The following is a 17,090-nucleotide window of genomic DNA, read 5'->3' as shown; positions in this document are numbered from 1 at the left end:
CGGGGACGCCCGGCTGACCGTAGGCCGGTCCGGCCGGACGACGACGGTGCCAGGAGACTGGTCTCGTGACCTGGACTCCCGCGGACATCCCCGACCTGACCGGCCGCACCGCGGTGATCACCGGCGGGAACGGTGGCCTCGGTCTCGTCTGCGCGCACGAACTGGCCCGCGCCGGCGCGCACGTCGTGATCGCCGCCCGGGACCAGGACAAGGCACGCACCGCCGAGCAGCAGGTCCGCGCCCGCCACCCCGAGGCCTCGGTGGAGGTCGTCCGCCTCGACCTCGGTTCGCTGGACTCGGTCGCGGAGGCGGCGGAGACCGTCCAGCGCGCCCACGACCGGGTCGACCTGCTGCTCAACAACGCCGGCGTGATGGCGATGCCGCAACGGCGCACCGACGACGGCTTCGAGATGCAGTTCGGCGTCGACCACCTGGGTCACTTCGCCCTCACGGCACAGCTGCTGCCCGCGCTGCTGCGCGCCGCGGCCGCCCGCGTCGTCACGGTCTCCAGCACCGCCCGCTTCGCCGGCGGCCCGATGAACCCGGACGATCCGCACCTCACCCGCGGCTACGGGCCCTGGCGCGCCTACGCCCGCGCGAAGTGGGCCAACTACCACTTCGGGCTGGGACTGCAGCGGCAGTTCGAGCAGGCCGGCGTCGCGGCGCGCAGCCTGGTCGCGCACCCCGGGCTGTCCCACACCGACCTGCAGGCCCGGACCGTCCGGGAGGGCGGCGCCGGCTGGCTGGGCGCCGTGTCGGAGGTGCTGGCCGCGCGCAGCGGCATGCCCCCGGCCCTGGGCGCCCGCCCCCAGCTGCGCGCCGCCACCGATCCACGGGCCCGCGGCGGCGAGCTCTACGCGCCGCGGTACGCCTCCAGCGGTCCCGCCGTCCGCCGGCCGATCCTGCGGCGCTGGGACCTCGACCGGCGGATCGCCGAGCTCTGGGCGGTCTCCGAGCGGGAGACGGGCGTCGTCCTCGACGTCTCCGCCGCGGTCTGACCTGACGAGTGCGCACTGACCGTGGTCAGGGGAGCCGGATGACCACCGTGCGCGCGCACTCGGTGGCGGCGCAGGTCAGGGCAGCCGGCCGGTGACCTTCAGCTCCACCGCGGTCAGCACTTCCCACCGGATCGCGGAGCTACCCGGCCGCACGAACATCCAGTAGCGGTCGAACCGCCGCCGGGTCTCGGCGTCGGTCGACATCACCCGGGTCTCCGAGCTCAGTTCCGTCCCGCTGCCCCGGGGCGCCAGGCGGAAGTCCATCGCGGCCTTCACCCAGCCGCGCTGGGTGAACGAGCGGAACCGCTCGGCGTCCAGGACCGGTCCGTCCTCCCCGCCCGACAACCGCCAGGCCTGCAGCGCACCGCCGAACACCACCGCCGACGGCGCCTGCGTAGCCAGCAGCGGCACCGGCAGCGCGTCGAGGAACGGCCGGTCGTGCAGCTGGCCGAAGCCGTGGCCGGAGAGCACCACGGGCAGGAAGCGCGCCGCCGAGAGCGTCAGCGTCACCGGCAGCTCGGACAGCCGGACGGCGTGCAGCGCCTCCCAGACCGCGTCGGGCGGCGCGGCGATCCATCGCGACTGCCGCGTGACGTGCTCCGGCCGCGGGAGGACGGCGTCGAGCTCCATCAGCCCAGCGCGTCGTACACGGCGCGGACGTACGCCTCGCTGCGCGGCGAGCCGATCAGCCCGCTGCCCATCTTGTTCATCATGTAGCTGGTCGTCAGCCGCCGGTCGAGGTCCATGACCACCAGCGAGCCGCCCCAGCCACCCCAGAAGAACGTCCGCCCCCCGGGCACGTACGGCACCGTCGGCGAGCCGAGGCAGAAACCCGTCCCCCAGCGGAACGGCGCACCCAGCACCAGGTCGACGCCGTCGGCCTGCGGCTCCAGCACCTTCTCCACCGTCTCCGGCGAGAGCAGCCGGACGCCGCCGGACGCACCACCCAGCGACAGCGTGCGCAGCACCCGCATGACCCCGCGGGCGTTCGAGTGCCCGTTCAGCGCACCGAGGTCCGCCGCCCGCCACTCCGGGGAGTTCGCCGCCTTCGCTGACGCCGTCGGCCCGGTGAAGGTCTTCACGCTGACCGACTCGGGGTCGAGCGTGCGCGGGTCGACGTCGGGGCGCGGTGGCGCGACGACCGGCGCGATCCGGGACACCTCGGACTCCCGCGCGCCGATCTGGAAGTCCGCCCCCAGCGGGTCGGCGATCCGGTCGGCCACGAACCGCTTGAAGGTGAGCCCGGTGATCCGCCGGATCACCTCACCGACGAGGTGCCCCTGGTTGTTCGCGTGGTAGCCCGAGGCCGTCCCCGGCTCCCACCAGGGGCGCTGCTGCGCCAGCCGCTCGGTGGCCGAGGTCCAGTCGTACATGTCGCGGATCGAGAACGGCTGCTCCCAGCCGGAGACGCCGGAGGTGTGCGACAGCAGGTGCCGCACCCGCACGTCCTTCTTGCCCTTGGCGGAGAACTCGGGCCAGTAGTCACCCACCGGCGCGTCGAGGTCCAGCTCCCCCCGCTCGACGAGCATGAGCGCCGCCAGCGCCAGCACGCACTTCGTCGTCGACCAGACGTTGACGACGGTGTGCTCCGACCACGGCTGGGTCCGTGCCTCGTCCCGGTAGCCACCCCACAGGTCGACGACGGTCTTGCCGTCCAGGTCGACGGCGACCGAGGCGCCCAGCTCCTCGCCGTCCAGCTGCTGCGCCAGCGCCTCCCGCACCCCGGCGAAGCGCTCGTCGCACCGCCCGTGGACCTCGGCCATCAGCCCCCCTCGCTCCGGGCACGGCATCGTCGGCGTGCCTTCCCGTGATCACATCACGGCGGGAGGCCCGACGCAGGACCGTCGGTCCGGCCCGGCTGGATGGCCCGTGGGCGGGGTGCCGCTGCTCCCACCGGAGACCGCCCGCGCCCTGCTGGCCGACCCCGCCCGCTGGACCGACGAGACCCCGGAGGGGTCGCGGCGCTCGTGCCGACCGGGCGCGGCAGGAGCACCCCGGCCGACCGCTGGCCCTGAGCGGCGACCCCGTGGGGTGACACCGCTCCAGGACCTGCCCTGACCGGCCGATGGAGGCGGAAACGGGCACATCGGAGGGGAACACGCGTGAGCAGAGAACGCTCGGCAGCCGAGCAGCAGATCGCCGATCTGCTGCACACCGCGCGGAAGTCCCTGCGGCTCAGCGTCGCCTTCCTGAGCCGGCTCGACGGCACGACCCAGCACCTGGAGGTCGTCGACACCTCGGTGCCGTTCCTCTTCCAGGAGGGGCACCAGCAGAAGCAGGAGGTCACCCTCTGCCAGGCGGTCCTGGACGAGAAACTGCCGCAGGTGATCCCGAACCTGAAGGACTTCCCCGAGGCGATGAAGCTGCCGGCGGCCCGCATGCCGCGGCTGCGCAGCTACGTCTCGGTGCCGGTGACCCTCAGCGACGGATCGCTCTACGGCACCTTCTGCGCGGCCGGGCTGACCTCGGACAAGGACCTGACCACGCGCGACAAGGCGCTGATGGACGTGCTGGCCTCGGCGGCCGCCGTGATCATCGAGCCGGAGGTCCGGTCGCAGGAACGCCGCGTGGAGATCGCCGGCCGCCTGGACCCGCTCATCGCCGCGGGCGGTCCCACCGTCGTCCTCCAGCCGATCGTCGATCTCTCCACCGGCCACCGCGTGGGCGCCGAGGCGCTCAGCCGCTTCCCCGGCGACTGGGGCATGCCGCCCGACGTCTGCTTCGCCGAGGCGCACAGCGTCGGCGAGGGGCACCGACTCGAGCTGCTGGCCCTCGAACGCGCCGCCTCGCTGCTCGACCGGGTGGACGGGTACGTGGCCATGAACGTCTCCCCCGCCACCCTGCTCACCCCCGAGTGCGGCGCCCTCCTCCGCCGGCTGCCGCTCGAGCGGATCCTCCTGGAGCTGTCCGAGCACGACCCGGTCGAGGACTACGCGGCCCTGACCGCCGCGCTCGCGCCGCTGCGGGCCGCGGGCCTGCGGCTGGCCATCGACGACGTCGGCGCCGGTTTCTCCTCGCTGCGGCACATCGTGGTCACCGCCCCGGACGTGATCAAGGTCGACCGGAGCATCGTCGCCGGCCTCGACACCGACCCGGTGCTCGCCAAGCTGGTCGCCTCCCTCGTGGAGTTCGCGCACGGCTGCGACGTCCGGGTGGTCGCCGAAGGCGTGGAGACCGCCGGGGAGCACGTCGTCCTGCGGAACCTGGGCGTCGACTACGGCCAGGGCTGGTACTTCGGCCGGCCCGGCCCGCCCGAGGCGCTGGTCGATGTGGCCGCACCGCGCATCCCGTCGCCCCGCCGGGAGGCGGCCGCGGTCGTGGAGGTCTGACCGGCCCGGCTCAGTCCCGGGATGCCCTACGGCGCTGGGAGCTCTTCGCGCCGTACATCGCGCGATCGGCGCGGGCGATCACCTCGTCGGCCGTCTCGCCTGCGCGGCACACCGTGGCGCCCACGCTGACTCCGATCAGCAGCGGGCCCTCGGGACCGGGAAACGGCATGCCCAGCCGCGCGACGACCCGGACGGACAGCTCGGCGAGCTCCCGCTCCTCCCCGGCCATGGACAGGATGACGAATTCGTCGCCACCGAACCGGGCCACCAGGTGGTCCGGCCCGGCGACCTCCACCAGGCGGGTGGCCGCCTCGGCGAGCAGCTGATCGCCCACCCCGTGCCCGAACCGGTCGTTCACGGTCTTGAAGTCGTCCAGGTCGCAGAAGAGCAGGCCGCACTCCGACGCCTCGAGCCGGGCGCGCAGCGCGTCGAACAACGCGCCCCGGTTGGCGACGCCGGTGAGCAGGTCGGTGCGGGTCTGCTGGCGTAGCCGCGCCTCGCGCGCCCGGTCCTCGGTGACGTCGATGCCCACGCAGGCGACCGCGAAGGGCCGTCCGTCGTCGTCGAAGAGGACGGTGTTGCGCATCGACACCCGGCGCAGATCGCCCCGCGCGTCGATCCAGTCGGCCTCCTCCGCGAAGTGCCTCCCGCTGGCCACCGCCAGGCGGAGGTGCTCCTGCGCGTGCGGGACGTCGTCGGGCACCACCCACACGTCCCAGAACCGCCGGCCGCGCAGCTCGTCGCCGTCGACGCCGGTGAACCGCTGCAGGGCCGGATTGCTCAGCAGGATCCGTCCGTCGGCGTCCACCATGCACAGCAGTGCATCGACCGCCTGGACGAACGTGTGCGCGAGACCGACCTCGTCCTCGGTGGACGCGCGGGCCTGCGGGGACGAGGCCGCCTGCGCAGACACCTGGCTGCTCTCCTCGCGGTCGACGGGCGGACGAGTTCCGGACGGGCCCGGGGCCGAGAACATACGCCGACGTCGCGGCCCGGGCCCTTCCAGCACTGCCCACGCACCCCCGGGTTCCTAACGTGGATCCGGGCCGACACACCGAGTGACCAGCGGTTCTGGTCCCGGCAGCTCAGCGGGCGGCGGCCAGGATCGGGTAGTCGGTGTAGCCCTCGGGCCCGGACGCGTAGAAGGTCAGCGCGTCGGGCTCGTTCTCCGGGTGCTCGCCGCGCCAGCGCTCGACGAGGTCGGGGTTGGCCAGCACCGGCCGGCCGACGGCGATCGCTTCCGCGTGTGCGGCGTCGATCAGCCGCACCGCCTCCTCCCGGGTGGTGACGGTGCCGAAGCCGCTGTTGGCGACCAGCGGGCCACCGAACCGGCGGCGCAGTTCCTGCACCAGGTCGCCGCCTGGTTCCACGTGCAACACGCTCAGGTAGGCCAGTCCCAGGGGGCGCAGCCCGTCCATGAGCGCCTTGTAGGTGGCCCGGACGTCCTCGGGGTCGGTCTCCAGGGCGTCCTGGATGTCGTGCGCCGGGGAGATCCGGATGCCGACGCGGCCGGCGCCGACGGCCTCGGCCACCGCGGTGGCCACCTCGACGACCAAGCGGCTGCGGTTCTCCGGGCTGCCGCCGTAGACGTCGTCGCGCTGGTTGGACGCCGGCGACAGGAACTCGTGCAGCAGGTAGCCGTTGGCGGCGTGCAGCTCGACGCCGTCCAGGCCGGCCCCGACGGCCCGCCGAGCCGCGGCGACGATGTCGGCCAGCGTGGCGCGGGCCTCGTCGGTGGTGAGCGCGTGCGGCACCGGGAACGGCACCTTGGTGCCGCCGCCGACGTGCACCTCGCCGCGGATCGCGATCGCGCTGGGGGCGACGACGCGGGTGCCGGTGACCTCGGGGTGCGAGACGCGTCCGCCGTGCATGAGCTGCATCACGATCCGCCCACCGCGCGCGTGCACCGCGTCGGCGACCTTCCGCCAGCCCTCGGCCTGCTCGTCGGTGACGATGCCCGGCTGCCCCGCGTAGGACCGCGACTCGTCGTTCGGGAACGTGCCCTCGGTGATGATCAGGCCGACGCCGGCCCGCTGCCCGTAGTGCTCGACGACGATGTCGCGCGGGATGCCGGCGCGGCCGGAGCGCAGGCGGGTCAGGGGGGCCATCACGACGCGGTTGGCGAGCTCCAGCTCACCGCGCCGCACGGGGGAGAACAGGTCCATGCCCGGCGTGACCTCGTTGACGGGCACAACGATTCCCGGGCATAGGAGGCTTTGCCTGCGTTCCGGGGCCTCTGGACATAGGTAAAGCCTCCTATGCCGACGCACGTCAGCCGGCGAGGACGGCGTCCCGCTGCGCGATGCCGGCCAGCCGGGCGTACCGGCCGCCCCGGTCCACGAGCTCCTCGTGCGCGCCCTGCTCGACGATCCGCCCCGCGTCGAGGACGACGATGCAGTCGGCGTGCCGCACGGTCGAGAGCCGGTGCGCGATGGTGATCGTCGTCCGGCCGCGGCTGGCCTCGTCGAGCGCGGCCTGCACCGCCCGCTCGGTCTCGTTGTCCAGCGCGCTGGTGGCCTCGTCGAGCACCAGCACCCGGGGGTCGCGCAGCAGCGTCCGGGCGATGGCCAGCCGCTGCTTCTCCCCGCCGGAGAACCGGTGCCCGCGGGCCCCCACCACGGTGTCGTAGCCGTCGGGCAGCGCGGCGATGATCTCGTGGACCTGGGCCCGGCGGGCGGCGTCGACGATCTCCTCGTCGGTGGCGTCGGGCCGGGCGTGCAGCAGGTTCTCCCGCACGGTGCCGTGCAGCAGGTAGGTCTCCTGGGAGACGACGCCGACCACGCGGGCGAGGTCGGCCAGCCGCATGTCACGCACGTCGACGCCGTCGACCAGCACCCGGCCGGTGGTGGGATCGTTGAGCCGGGCGATCAGCGAGGCCAGCGTGCTCTTGCCCGACCCGGTCTCGCCGACCAGCGCCAGGGTCGAGCCGGCCGGCACCGTGACGTCGACGCCGGTCAGCGCGGGCCGGATTCCGTCGGGATAGCGGAAGCCGACGTGCTCGAACCGCACCTCGCCACGGACGGAGGCACCGTCGACCGGCACCGGGTCCGCCGGGTCGTCGATGTCGACGGGCAGGTCGAGGTACTCGAAGACCCGGCTGAACAGCGCCATCGAGGCGGTCAGCGAGACGCCGATGTCGAGCAGCTGCATGAGCGGGCGGAAGAGCGCGCCCTGCAGCGTGGTGAAGGCGACCAGGGTGCCGATGGTCATGCCACCGGACGTCGCCGGCAGGCCGGCGGCCAGGTAGATCAGCGCCGGGATGCCGGCGAAGACGATGCTCATCGTGGCCATCCGCCAGCGGCCGGCCAGCTGCGAGCGCACCTCGAGGTCGACCAGGTACTCCGACGTGCCGGCGAACCGCCGCGACTGGGCCGGCCCGGCGCCGAGGGTCTTCCCGAGCAGGACGCCGCTGACCGAGAGCCCCTCCTCGACCTGGGAGTGCAGGTCGGCCAGGTGCCGCTGCCGCTGGGCGGTGATCGCCCGGCGCATGCGGGCGACCCGACGGGTGAGCCAGACCGCCGGGGGCAGCACGACCAGCGAGAGCAGGGACAGCCGCCAGCTCAGCACGGCCATGGCGACGGCGGTGCCGATGACCGTCGTGGCGCTCGAGGCGAAGGACGTCGCGGTCGAGGTGACCACCGACTGCATGCTGCCGATGTCGTTCATTAGCCGGGACTGCACCTCCCCGCCCTTGGTGCGGGTGAAGAAGCCCAGCGACTGCCGCTGCAGGTGGGTGAAGACCGCCGTCCGCAGGCCGTGCATGACCCGCTGCCCGACGGTGGTGGACAGCCAGGTCTGCCCGACCCCGAAGATCGCCGTGATCACCGTGACGGCGAGCATCCCGGCGACCGCCCACAGCAGCAGCGGCACGTCCTGCTCGGGGATCGCCTCGTCGATGACCAGCCGGATGAGGAACGGGGTGGCCAGCGCGACGGTCGAGGACGCCACGATCAGCGCCATGACGACGGCGAGCTGCCAGCGGTAGGGACGGAACAGCGCCGCCACCCGGCTCCACCGGACCGGCGAGCGCTCGAGCTGGGCGCGGTCGGCCGGGTCGGGCCGGCGCCCGGAGTTCCCGCCGCCGCCGGGACCACCGCCCCGGCCGCCACTCATCGCCATCTCGGTGATGCCGCCACCTCCCTGCTCATGTTGTTGAGGTTACCTCACCATGAGGGAAGGCATGGATGCTCGCTACCATTCCCCCGTGGCGGACGACGGGACCGGCGAGCTGGGCGACCTGCTGATGCGCGTGGCCCGCACCCAGCGCCGCCGCTGGCGCGACGCCCTCGCGCCCTGGGACCTCTCCCCGCACCAGGCCCGTGCGCTGCGGGTGGTCTGCGAGCGCGACGGCGACCGGCTCTCCGACCTGGCCGACGCGCTGCACATCGCCCCCCGCTCGGCCACCGAGGTCGCCGACGCCCTGCAGGAGCGCGGCCTGGTGGAGCGCAGTCCCGATCCGGGCGACCGTCGCGCGGTGATCCTCCGGCCCACCGACGAGGGCCGGCGGGTCCGCGCGGAGGTCGGCCGCGCCCGGGCCGCCGACTCCGCGGAGCTGTTCGCCCGGCTGGGCCCCGAGGACCGGGTGGCGCTCGCCCGTCTCCTGCGGCAGCTCACCGACTGAGGCCCCGCCCACCCCGGACAATGGGCCGACCCGACCGCCGCCGTCCAGGGAGGCCCGATGCAGGAGCAGCTGGGGATCGACGGGGGGACGGCCGCCTTCGTCGTGCTGGCCACGGTTGCCATGTACCTCACGCTCGTGCTGTGCGTCCGGCTGGTGGGCCAGCGCAGCCTCGCCACCATGTCCAGCTTCGACCTCGGGTGCGCGATCGCGCTGGGCGCGGTGGTCGGCCGGACGGCGCTGCTGCTGGACCCCACCCTGGCGACCGGTGTCCTCGCGATGGTCACGCTCTTCGCGACCCAGACCGTGCTGGCCCGCCTGCGGCAGAGCCGCTGGGTGGACCGGCTGATGAACCGCCCGCCGGTGCTGCTCATGGCCGGCCCCACCCCGCTGACGGACAACCTGCGCGCCGCACATGTCGCCGAGGACGAACTGCGGCAGAAGCTGCGGCTGGCCGGCGTCCGCAACCTCACCGAGGTGCGCTGCGTCGTCCTCGAGCGCACCGGCGCGGTGAGCGTGATCCGGCAGGGCGAGCCGCTGGACCCGTGGCTGTTCTCCGACGTCCCGGGCGCCGAGCGCCTGCGCGTGGCCGCGCAGGACGAGCCCGGCCCCCGGCGCCCGCCGTCCTGACTACTGCCGGCCCGGCGGGTGCTCGGCGTGCCAGGTGTCGAACGCGCCGAGGAACGACGTCGCCATCGCGTTCTCGGTGAGTACCTCGTCCCGGTCCCGCTCGTCGACCATCCGCTCGCTCAGCGCCTTGGTGTTGAACGTGATCGCGCGGAAGTACGGGATGAACGAGGCGGGCGTGAACGCGCGCTTGGACGGCCGCGGTTCGACCCCGTCGGGGGCCCAGGGCGCCGGCTCGGGCAGCGCGGGCAGGCCGAGCGCCTCGACGGCGGCCAGGACCGGCTCGTCGTCGGGCCGGTCGGTGAAGTCGCGGGAGAGCTCCCGGAACACCTCGCTGCCGTCCGGCCCCACTGCGACGATGACCGGCCGGAAGATCGACGCGTCCTCGTCCCAGGCGCCCAGGGGCCTGGCCAGCCGGGAGCCGTCGGGGTCGCTCACCCAGGGGAACGGGACGTGCCAGGTGCGGTCGAAGGCCAGCTGCACCTCCGGCGGGTCGACCGAGGCGAGCAGGACCTCGGTACCGGCGGCGGCGAGCCGGGGCAGCGACTGGGCCAGACGGACCGCCTGGGCGCAGCAGTAGGGCTACCAGTCGCCGCGCAGGCCGACGAGGAGCAGGGCCGCGCGGTCGTCGGACCGCAGCGCGAGCAGGTCGGCGGTGTCCATTCCCCCACCGTAGGGACGTCGGGACGCCGCCGCGACCGGCGACGGCGAGCCGGCCCGGTCAGTCCCGCGGCGCCGCCGAGCGGCGCTCCGCCCACTCCGCCACCGCCACGGCCGCGGTCACCCGGAGGAGCTCCGCGGCCCGGCGGACCGCGTCGTCCATGCTCTCCGCCCGCTCGGTGAGGGAGTGCGCCGCCTGGATGCCGGCGGCGTGCAGCGCCTCCGGCCGCGCGGCCACCTGGCCCGCCACCGCGACGACGTCGACGCCCAGCGACCCGGCCAGGCGGGCCACTCCCACCGGCGCCTTCCCGGCGAAGGTCTGGTCGTCGAGCCGACCCTCGCCGATCAGCACCAGGTCCGCCCCGCGGACGGTGCCGGGCAGGCCGAGCAGCTCCAGCAGCAGGTCGATGCCCGAGGTGGCCCGCGCGCCGAGGAAGGCCATGGTCCCGGCCCCGAGGCCACCGGCCGCGCCGGCGCCGGGGCGGCCGGCCACGTCGGCGCCCAATACCGCCGCCAGCCGGACCCCGAAGCGGGTGAGCGCGGCATCCAGCTCGGCCACGGAGTCGCGGTCGGCCCCCTTCTGCGACGCGAACACCGCGGCGGCCCCCAACGGCCCCGAGAGCGGGTTGTCCACGTCGCAGGCGAGCACGACCTCCACGTCCCGGAGGCGCGCGTCCAGGCCGTTGAGGTCCACCGCCGCCAGGCCCGACAGCGCGGCGCCGCCCGGTGGGAGGTCGCGGCCGTCCGCGTCCAGCAGCCGGGCGCCGAGCGCGACGGCCATGCCCGCCCCGCCGTCGGTGGTCGCGCTGCCGCCCAGGCCGAGGACGATCCTGCGATGGCCCAGCTCCAGCGCCGCGGCGACCAGCTGCCCGACGCCGTACGTCGTGGCCGTGCGTGCGGTCGCCGGCCCGGGGGCCGGTACGTGGCGCAGCCCGCACGCCTGCGCCGTCTCCAGGTAGGCGGTGTCCCCGAGCACCGCGAATTCCGCCTCGACGTCCGCGCCGAGCGGGCCGGTGACCGTCCGCCGGACCAGACGGGCGCCGGCGCGGCGCAGGACGTCGACCGTGCCGTCCCCGCCGTCGGCGACCGGGACGGCGGTCACCCGGCAGTCCGGCAGCGCGTCCCTGCACCCCGCGGCCATGGCGTCGGCCGCGGCGGCCGCGGAGAGACTGCCCTTGAACTTGTCGGGGGCGACGACGAGAGCGGCCGGCGTCACGCCGGGACCGTACGACATCCCCGGCCGACCGGCGCGGATCCAGGAATGGCTTCCGGTGCGGATATCTCACCGCTAAGGTTTCGGGCATGAGCACGCGCCGGGTCCGCATCGGCATCGACACGGGCGGGACGTTCACCGACGTCGTCGCCGTGGACGAGGAGACCGGCGCGACGACGACCACCAAGACCCCGTCCACGCCGGCCGACCCCGCGGAGGGCTTCCTCACCGGGGTGCGGAAGGTCCTGGACCTGATGGGCCTCCAGGGCGACTCGGTCACCGCCGTCAGCCACGGGACGACGGTCGCGACCAACCAGCTGCTCGAGGGCAAGCTCGACCGGATCGGGTTCATCACGACCGAGGGCTACGAGTCGGTGCTGGAGATCGCCCGCCAGTCGGTGCCCGACGGCTACGGCAACAGCTACTTCTGGGTCAAGCCGCCGCGGATCGTGCCGGCCGACCTGGTGCGGACCGTGCGCGGGCGCCTCGACCACACCGGCGCGGAGGTCCGGCCCTTCGACGAGGACGACGCCCGCGCCGCCGCCCGGTTCTTCCGGGACGCCGGTATCGGCACGATCGGCGTCTGCTTCCTGCACGCCTACGCGGACGACGCGCACGAGCGCCGGATGCTCGAGGTGATCCGCGAGGAGCACCCGGGCGCCGTCGTGAGCATCAGCTCGCAGGTGCTGCGCGAGTACCGGGAGTACGAGCGGTCGGTGACCACGCTGGTCGACGCCGCGGTGAAGCCCAAGGTCGCCGCGTACGTCACCAACATCCGCACCCGGCTGGACGAGATCGCCCCCGGTGTGCCGTTCTACGTGATGAAGAGCAACGGCGGCGTGCTCTCGGCCGGCGAGGTCGTGCACCAGCCGATCACCACGATGCTGTCCGGGCCGGCAGCCGGAGCGCTCGGCGCGGCGCTGATCGCCGGCACCGCCGGGTTCGACCGGGTGCTCACCTGCGACGGCGGCGGCACCTCCACCGACGTCACGGTCGTCATCGACGGCGAGCCGGCCCTGACCACCGAGGGCTCGGTGGGCGACTACCCGTCCAAGATCCCGATGATCGACGTCGTCACCGTCGGCGCGGGCGGCGGCTCGATCGCCTGGCTGTCCCCGGAGGGCACGCTCAAGGTCGGCCCGAAGTCGGCCGGCGCCGACCCCGGCCCCATCTGCTACCCGGGCGGCGGCGACCAGCCCACCGTCACCGACGCGCACGTCGTCCTGGGCCGGATCCCCCCGCACCTGCTCGGTGGCGAGATCCCGCTGTCGGTGGACGCCGCGCGCACGGGCCTCGAGCAGCTGGGCGGGAAGCTCGACCTCTCGCTGGAGCGCACCGCCACCGGGATCCTGGAGATCTCCGCCTGGAACCAGGCCAACGCGCTGCGCCAGGTGACGGTCGCCAAGGGCCTCGACGTCCGCGACTTCACGCTGACCACGTTCGGCGGCTCCGGCTCGCTGCTCGCCTGCCGGCTGATGGACATCCTGGGGCTGCCGCGCACCCTGGTGCCGCCCAACCCGGGCAACGTCAGCGCGTTCGGGCTGCTCACCGTCGACGTCCGCAACGACTACGTGCAGACGGTGGTGAGCAAGCACGTCGACCTGGACCTCTCCCGCGTCCGGTCGGTGTTCGCCGACCTGGAGGGCCAGGCCCAGGCGGCGCTGGACGGCGAGGGCTTCGCGCGCGAGGCCCAGCGGATGCAGCGGACGGCGGACCTGCGCTACGTGGGCCAGGCCTTCGAGGTGCGGGTGCCCGTCGCGGACGAGGAGCTCGACCGAGCCGCGGCCGAGGAGGTCGCCCAGACCTTCCACGCCGCGCACCGGCAGCTCTACGGCTACGACTTCGCCGGCGACCCGCGCCAGGCGGTCGAGTGGGTCAACCTCCGGGTGAGCGGGATCGGGCCGATCCGCCGTCCCGACGTGGTGGAGCTGGAGCCGAGGGACGGCGGGACGGACCGGGCCGTCACGGGCTCCCGCCGGGTGTTCTTCGACGCCGTGCACCCGTCGCCGTCCTCCGGAGGCGCCTGGATCGACACGCCCACCTACAACCGTCCCGACCTGGCCCCCGGCGACGTCGTCCGCGGCCCGGCGATCGTCGAGGAGTTCGGCTCGACCGTCCCGGTGCACCCGGGCTTCGCCGCCACCGTCGACGCCTACGGCAACCTGCTGCTCACGAAGGAGTCGGCACAGTGAGCGAGCTTGCGAGCGAACGCAATGACACAGCACCCGCGGGCACGCGGCCGACGAGCGCCAGCGAGGAGCACCGCGTGACCACCGCTCAGAAGGTCGACGCCGACCCGGTCCTCGTCGAGATCGTCGCCGGCACCCTGGCCGCGATCGAGAAGGAGGTCGAGACCTCCATCGGCCGCACGTCGCGCTCGCCGATGATCCGCGACGCGCACGACTTCCGCGCCGGCATCCACGACCGGCAGCTGCGCAAGCTCACCGGCCGCTCGTACTCGGCGCTCGTGCACCCCGTGGTGCGCGACTACCCGATCGAGACGATGAACGTCGGCGACGTCTACTTCCACAACGACGTCTACCTCTCCGAAGGCGGCATCGGCCACCTGCCCGACCTGTGCGTGACCGTGCCGGTGTTCGCGTCACTCGACGGGCAGGCTGGGTCACCACAGGTCGTGGCCTTCGTCCAGGCGTTCGGCCATCACGACGACATCGGTGGCGCGGTGCCCGGCTCGATGCCGTCGGCGGCGACCAGCGTGTACGAGGAGGGCCTGATGGTCCCCCCGATCAAGCTGTGGGACCGCGGCGTGCCCAACGAGAGCGCGCTGAAGATCATGACCCGCAACTCGCGGATGCCGGACTCGCTGGCCGCCGACCTGGACGCCGAGTGCTCGGCCTGCCTGGCCGGCGCACGCCGCCTGGGCGAGCTGTTCGACCGCTACGGCGTGGCCGCCGTCGAGGCCTGCTTCGACGCGATCCTGAGCAGCTCGACGGACGTCTACCGGCGGGAAATCCTGTCGCAGATCCCGGACGGCACGTACGTCTGGGAGGACTACGCCGAGCACGACGGCGTCGAGGAACCGCAGCTGCACCGGCAGCGAATCACGCTGATCATGGACTCCACCAAGGACGTCCCGCTCGTCATCGACTTCACCGGCACGGGCCCGCAGGCCAAGGGGCCGATCAACCACTGCGGCGACTACGCCGACGGCAACTTCCTCAAGAAGTGGCTGGCCCCGATCCTGCGCAACCTGGCCGAGTCACCGGAGCGCATGGCCCAGCTGGACGTGAACGAGGGCGTCGTCCCGCTGATCGAGATGCGCTTCCCGGAGAAGGGCACCCTCCTCACGCCGATCTTCCCCGCTCCGACGAACGCCCGGACCTTCGTCATCCTGCGGCTGCTCGGCGTGCTGGCCGGCGTGCTCGCGAAGGCCACCGGGGGCCGGATGCCCGCCGACCAGGAGACGATCCGCTACACCGGCGTCTACGGGACGGACGTCGACGGGCAGCCCTACCTGATGCGCGAGGTGCTCGGCGGCGGATCGGGCGGGCGGTACTACGCCGACGGCGAGGACACGATCCACGTCGTCCCGGACTCGCGGAACCTGCCCACCGAGTTCACGGAAGGCCGTTTCCCGCTGCGGGTCGAGCGCCTCGGCCTGGCGACGGACTCCGGTGGCCCGGGGCGTTACCGCGGCGGCTGCGGCTACGAGAAGCACATCCGGGTGCTGCGCGACGCGCACTTCATGTCGATCGCCGACCGCTCGATCCTGGCCTGCTGGGGGGTCAAGGGCGGCAAGGCCGGCAAGCCCTTCCGGATCACCGTCGACCCCGGCGGCCCCGACGAGCACGAGGTAGACGCGCTGGCCGACGCGGAGCCGCTGAAGGCGGGCACCGTCGTGCGGATCAGGACGACGGGGGGCGGCGGCTGGGGCGACCCGCTGGACCGCCCGGTCGAGGAGGTGCTGCGCGACATCGCCTGGCGCAAGGTGTCGGTGGCCGGCGCGCGCGAGGACTACGGCGTCGTCGTGCTGGAGGACGGCCTGGCCGACCCGGCCGCGACGGAGGAGCTGCGGGCTTCGCTGCGGGCCCAGCGGCCGGAGACGGAGCCGTTCTTCGACCGCGGCCCCGGCTACGCCACCCTCTCCGGCGGCGCGGCGTTCAACGAGTTCGACGTCCTGTAGGAGCTCGGCGGGCAGTCCGTCTCTGCCCGGCAGAGCTGGGCAGAGACGGACTGCGCGCGGATCAGGGAACGGGGTCGGTGCCTCCCGACGGCGGCTTGGCGTCGTCGCCGGTCACCCCCTCGTCGCCCCGGGGCCGCGCGGCATCCTCGTCGCCTTCGACGTCCTCGGGAACCAGCGGGGTCTCCTCGCGGACGTTCTCCCTGGCCTCGTCGCGGTCGGTGCCGGGTACCTCGGTCATGGTGACCTCCTTCGCGTCGCGTAGCGCTCCCCTACCCGGCGGTCCCACCGGCAGGCGCACGTTCGCCACGGGCGGACGGCGGGCTCGACGCCGGCACCGCGGGGCAGGAAACGCCGGGCGGCATGGACGCCGGTCAGGACCGCCGGCGGCGCCACCGGCGCCGGGCCGCGGGTGGCGGCGCGGGAGCGGGTGGGGGAGGCGGCGGCCGGTCGCGCAGCCAGCCGGCCACCAGCGCCTCGACGTCGGCCAGGCCGGGCACCGGCGCCCACCGACTCTCCGCCGGCCGGCGCCAGAAGGCCTCGACACGCGCGTTGTAGTCCTCGGCCAGCGCCCGCACCTGGGCCTCCGAGGCCAGCCGCGCCGCCCGCGCCGGCAGCTCGTCGCGCTCCCGGCGCAGCCGCAGGCCCGGTGGCAGCATCTCCGCCGTCTCCACGCCCTCGCGCCGCGCCTTGGCCACGCCCAGTCGTAGGCGTCCTGGGACAGCGCCTCGCGCGGCAACGGCCGGCCCGCCCCGGGCAGGGTCGCGAAGTCGCCGCGCTCCATCCCGCGGTGGATCTGCTGCTCCACCCAGGTCTCGAACGACATCCCGGTCGGCTTCCGTTCGGTCACCCCTCCCATGGTCCGCGTCTCTGCCAGGGTGGGCACATGCGGACGACGGCCAGCCGGGAGGTCTACCGGAACCCCTGGATCCGGGTCCGGGAGGACACCATCGAGCTCGCGGACGGTTCGACCGGGCTGTACGGCGTGGTGGAAAAGGCCGACTTCGCGCTGGTCATGCCGGCGGAGAACGGCGGGTTCTGGCTGGTCGAGCAGTACCGCTACCCGCTGGGCCGTCGCTCCTGGGAGTTCCCGCAGGGGACGTGGGGCGCCGGCAAGAGCGGCTCGGCCGAAGACCTCGCCCGGGCGGAGCTGGCCGAGGAGACCGGACTGCGCGCTGCGGGTCTGGCGCATCTCGGGCGACTGGACCTGGCGTCCGGGCTCCTGACGCAGCGGTTCGACGTCTGGGTGGCCACGGACCTGACCCCCGGCCCCACGGCGCGGGAGGCCACCGAGTCGGACATGCAGGTGGCGTTCGTACCCGAGAGCGAGCTGCGCCGGATGATCCGCGGCGGCCGGATCACCGACAGCCCCTCACTGGCCGCCTACAGCCTGCTCCTCCTGGCGCAGTGACCAGGGACGTACGACTCGTCCCGCACGCTGCGCAGCGACCGGCCCACGATCGGGTGGGACGTCCGGCCGCCGGGGTGCGCGGGTGGGGACGGC

General features: G+C 74.0%; 15 protein-coding genes and 2 pseudogenes. 7 read left to right on the top strand and 10 right to left on the bottom strand.

The window, feature by feature from the left end; all coding sequences use genetic code 11:
- Positions 1–65: 65 nt before the first annotated feature.
- On the top strand, positions 66–998 hold the full coding sequence (locus BLASA_RS00605; RefSeq protein ID WP_014374051.1) for an oxidoreductase: 933 nt from the start codon (positions 66–68) through the stop codon (positions 996–998).
- Positions 999–1,073: 75 nt separating this feature from the next.
- Here the strand turns inward: BLASA_RS00605 and BLASA_RS00600 are convergent, their stop codons facing one another.
- Together BLASA_RS00600 and BLASA_RS00595 are read right to left on the bottom strand one after the other, a co-directional pair.
- On the bottom strand, positions 1,074–1,628 hold the full coding sequence (locus BLASA_RS00600) for a hypothetical protein (RefSeq protein ID WP_014374050.1): 555 nt from the start codon (positions 1,626–1,628) through the stop codon (positions 1,074–1,076).
- On the bottom strand, positions 1,628–2,761 hold the full coding sequence (locus tag BLASA_RS00595; protein ID WP_014374049.1) for an EstA family serine hydrolase: 1,134 nt from the start codon (positions 2,759–2,761) through the stop codon (positions 1,628–1,630). The genes BLASA_RS00600 and BLASA_RS00595 overlap by 1 nt, the downstream gene beginning before the upstream one ends.
- 339 nt (positions 2,762–3,100) lie before the next feature.
- Between BLASA_RS00595 and BLASA_RS00590 the strand changes: the two genes are divergently transcribed.
- Complete coding sequence (locus BLASA_RS00590; RefSeq protein ID WP_014374048.1) at positions 3,101–4,327, top strand: EAL domain-containing protein; 1,227 nt, start codon at positions 3,101–3,103, stop codon at positions 4,325–4,327.
- A 10-nt stretch (positions 4,328–4,337) separates the two neighbouring features.
- Here the strand turns inward: BLASA_RS00590 and BLASA_RS00585 are convergent, their stop codons facing one another.
- The 3 genes from BLASA_RS00585 to BLASA_RS00575 all read right to left on the bottom strand — a co-directional run bounded on the left by BLASA_RS00585 (position 4,338) and on the right by BLASA_RS00575 (position 8,440).
- On the bottom strand, positions 4,338–5,240 hold the full coding sequence (locus BLASA_RS00585; RefSeq protein ID WP_041775526.1) for a GGDEF domain-containing protein: 903 nt from the start codon (positions 5,238–5,240) through the stop codon (positions 4,338–4,340).
- Between the two features lie 172 nt (positions 5,241–5,412).
- Complete coding sequence (locus tag BLASA_RS00580) at positions 5,413–6,519, bottom strand: alkene reductase (RefSeq protein ID WP_014374046.1); 1,107 nt, start codon at positions 6,517–6,519, stop codon at positions 5,413–5,415.
- Between the two features lie 79 nt (positions 6,520–6,598).
- Complete coding sequence (locus BLASA_RS00575) at positions 6,599–8,440, bottom strand: ABC transporter ATP-binding protein (protein WP_014374045.1); 1,842 nt, start codon at positions 8,438–8,440, stop codon at positions 6,599–6,601.
- Between the two features lie 91 nt (positions 8,441–8,531).
- Between BLASA_RS00575 and BLASA_RS26170 the strand changes: the two genes are divergently transcribed.
- Both BLASA_RS26170 and BLASA_RS00565 read left to right on the top strand, forming a co-directional pair.
- Positions 8,532–8,948 carry a MarR family winged helix-turn-helix transcriptional regulator gene (locus BLASA_RS26170; RefSeq protein ID WP_014374044.1) on the top strand — a complete coding sequence of 139 codons (417 nt, stop codon included), beginning with the start codon at positions 8,532–8,534 and terminating at the stop codon, positions 8,946–8,948.
- 57 nt (positions 8,949–9,005) lie between these two features.
- Positions 9,006–9,575 (top strand): DUF421 domain-containing protein, encoded by a 570-nt coding sequence (locus BLASA_RS00565; protein ID WP_014374043.1) that lies wholly within the window; start codon positions 9,006–9,008, stop codon positions 9,573–9,575.
- Here the strand turns inward: BLASA_RS00565 and BLASA_RS00560 are convergent.
- Both BLASA_RS00560 and BLASA_RS00555 read right to left on the bottom strand, forming a co-directional pair.
- A pseudogene (locus BLASA_RS00560) lies at positions 9,576–10,142 on the bottom strand (peroxiredoxin family protein); the annotation flags it as partial.
- A gap of 151 nt (positions 10,143–10,293) precedes the next feature.
- Positions 10,294–11,448, bottom strand: a complete 1,155-nt coding sequence (locus tag BLASA_RS00555; RefSeq protein ID WP_014374040.1) for a glycerate kinase — start codon at positions 11,446–11,448, stop codon at positions 10,294–10,296.
- Between the two features lie 86 nt (positions 11,449–11,534).
- Here BLASA_RS00555 and BLASA_RS00550 point away from each other — a divergent pair, with 86 nt between their 5' ends.
- Together BLASA_RS00550 and BLASA_RS00545 are read left to right on the top strand one after the other, a co-directional pair.
- Positions 11,535–13,637, top strand: a complete 2,103-nt coding sequence (locus BLASA_RS00550) for a hydantoinase/oxoprolinase family protein (protein ID WP_014374039.1) — start codon at positions 11,535–11,537, stop codon at positions 13,635–13,637.
- A gap of 74 nt (positions 13,638–13,711) precedes the next feature.
- A complete protein-coding gene (locus BLASA_RS00545; protein ID WP_014374038.1) occupies positions 13,712–15,589 on the top strand; it encodes a hydantoinase B/oxoprolinase family protein in 1,878 nt (625 codons plus the stop codon).
- Between the two features lie 61 nt (positions 15,590–15,650).
- Here the strand turns inward: BLASA_RS00545 and BLASA_RS25695 are convergent, their stop codons facing one another.
- The 3 genes and pseudogenes from BLASA_RS25695 to BLASA_RS26455 all read right to left on the bottom strand — a co-directional run.
- A complete protein-coding gene (locus BLASA_RS25695) occupies positions 15,651–15,827 on the bottom strand; it encodes a hypothetical protein (protein ID WP_014374037.1) in 177 nt (58 codons plus the stop codon).
- 133 nt (positions 15,828–15,960) lie between these two features.
- Positions 15,961–16,284: a hypothetical protein gene (locus tag BLASA_RS25690; RefSeq protein ID WP_014374036.1), complete on the bottom strand. Its 324-nt coding sequence runs from the start codon at positions 16,282–16,284 to the stop codon at positions 15,961–15,963.
- 41 nt (positions 16,285–16,325) lie between these two features.
- A pseudogene (locus tag BLASA_RS26455) lies at positions 16,326–16,370 on the bottom strand (hypothetical protein); the annotation flags it as partial.
- Between the two features lie 102 nt (positions 16,371–16,472).
- On the opposite strand from BLASA_RS26455, the gene BLASA_RS00535 reads away from it, so the two are divergent.
- On the top strand, positions 16,473–16,997 hold the full coding sequence (locus tag BLASA_RS00535; protein WP_014374035.1) for an NUDIX domain-containing protein: 525 nt from the start codon (positions 16,473–16,475) through the stop codon (positions 16,995–16,997).
- The last annotated feature ends 93 nt before the right edge of the window (positions 16,998–17,090 follow it).

The sequence above is a fragment of the Blastococcus saxobsidens DD2 genome, from assembly GCF_000284015.1.
GTDB lineage: Bacteria > Actinomycetota > Actinomycetes > Mycobacteriales > Geodermatophilaceae > Blastococcus > Blastococcus saxobsidens_A.
This window is presented reverse-complemented; position numbering and strand designations above follow the sequence as displayed.

What these genes read in the sequence shown, in the direction of transcription:
- BLASA_RS00600 (WP_014374050.1), bottom strand. Translation starts at nt 1,628, where the DNA reads ATGGAGCTCGACGCCGTCCTCCCGCGGCCGGAGCACGTCACGCGGCAG.
- BLASA_RS00595 (WP_014374049.1), bottom strand. Translation starts at nt 2,761, where the DNA reads ATGGCCGAGGTCCACGGGCGGTGCGACGAGCGCTTCGCCGGGGTGCGG.
- BLASA_RS00575 (WP_014374045.1), bottom strand. Translation starts at nt 8,440, where the DNA reads ATGAGTGGCGGCCGGGGCGGTGGTCCCGGCGGCGGCGGGAACTCCGGG.
- BLASA_RS00565 (WP_014374043.1), top strand. Translation starts at nt 9,006, where the DNA reads ATGCAGGAGCAGCTGGGGATCGACGGGGGGACGGCCGCCTTCGTCGTG.
- BLASA_RS00550 (WP_014374039.1), top strand. Translation starts at nt 11,535, where the DNA reads ATGAGCACGCGCCGGGTCCGCATCGGCATCGACACGGGCGGGACGTTC.
- BLASA_RS25695 (WP_014374037.1), bottom strand. Translation starts at nt 15,827, where the DNA reads ATGACCGAGGTACCCGGCACCGACCGCGACGAGGCCAGGGAGAACGTC.
- BLASA_RS00535 (WP_014374035.1), top strand. Translation starts at nt 16,473, where the DNA reads ATGCGGACGACGGCCAGCCGGGAGGTCTACCGGAACCCCTGGATCCGG.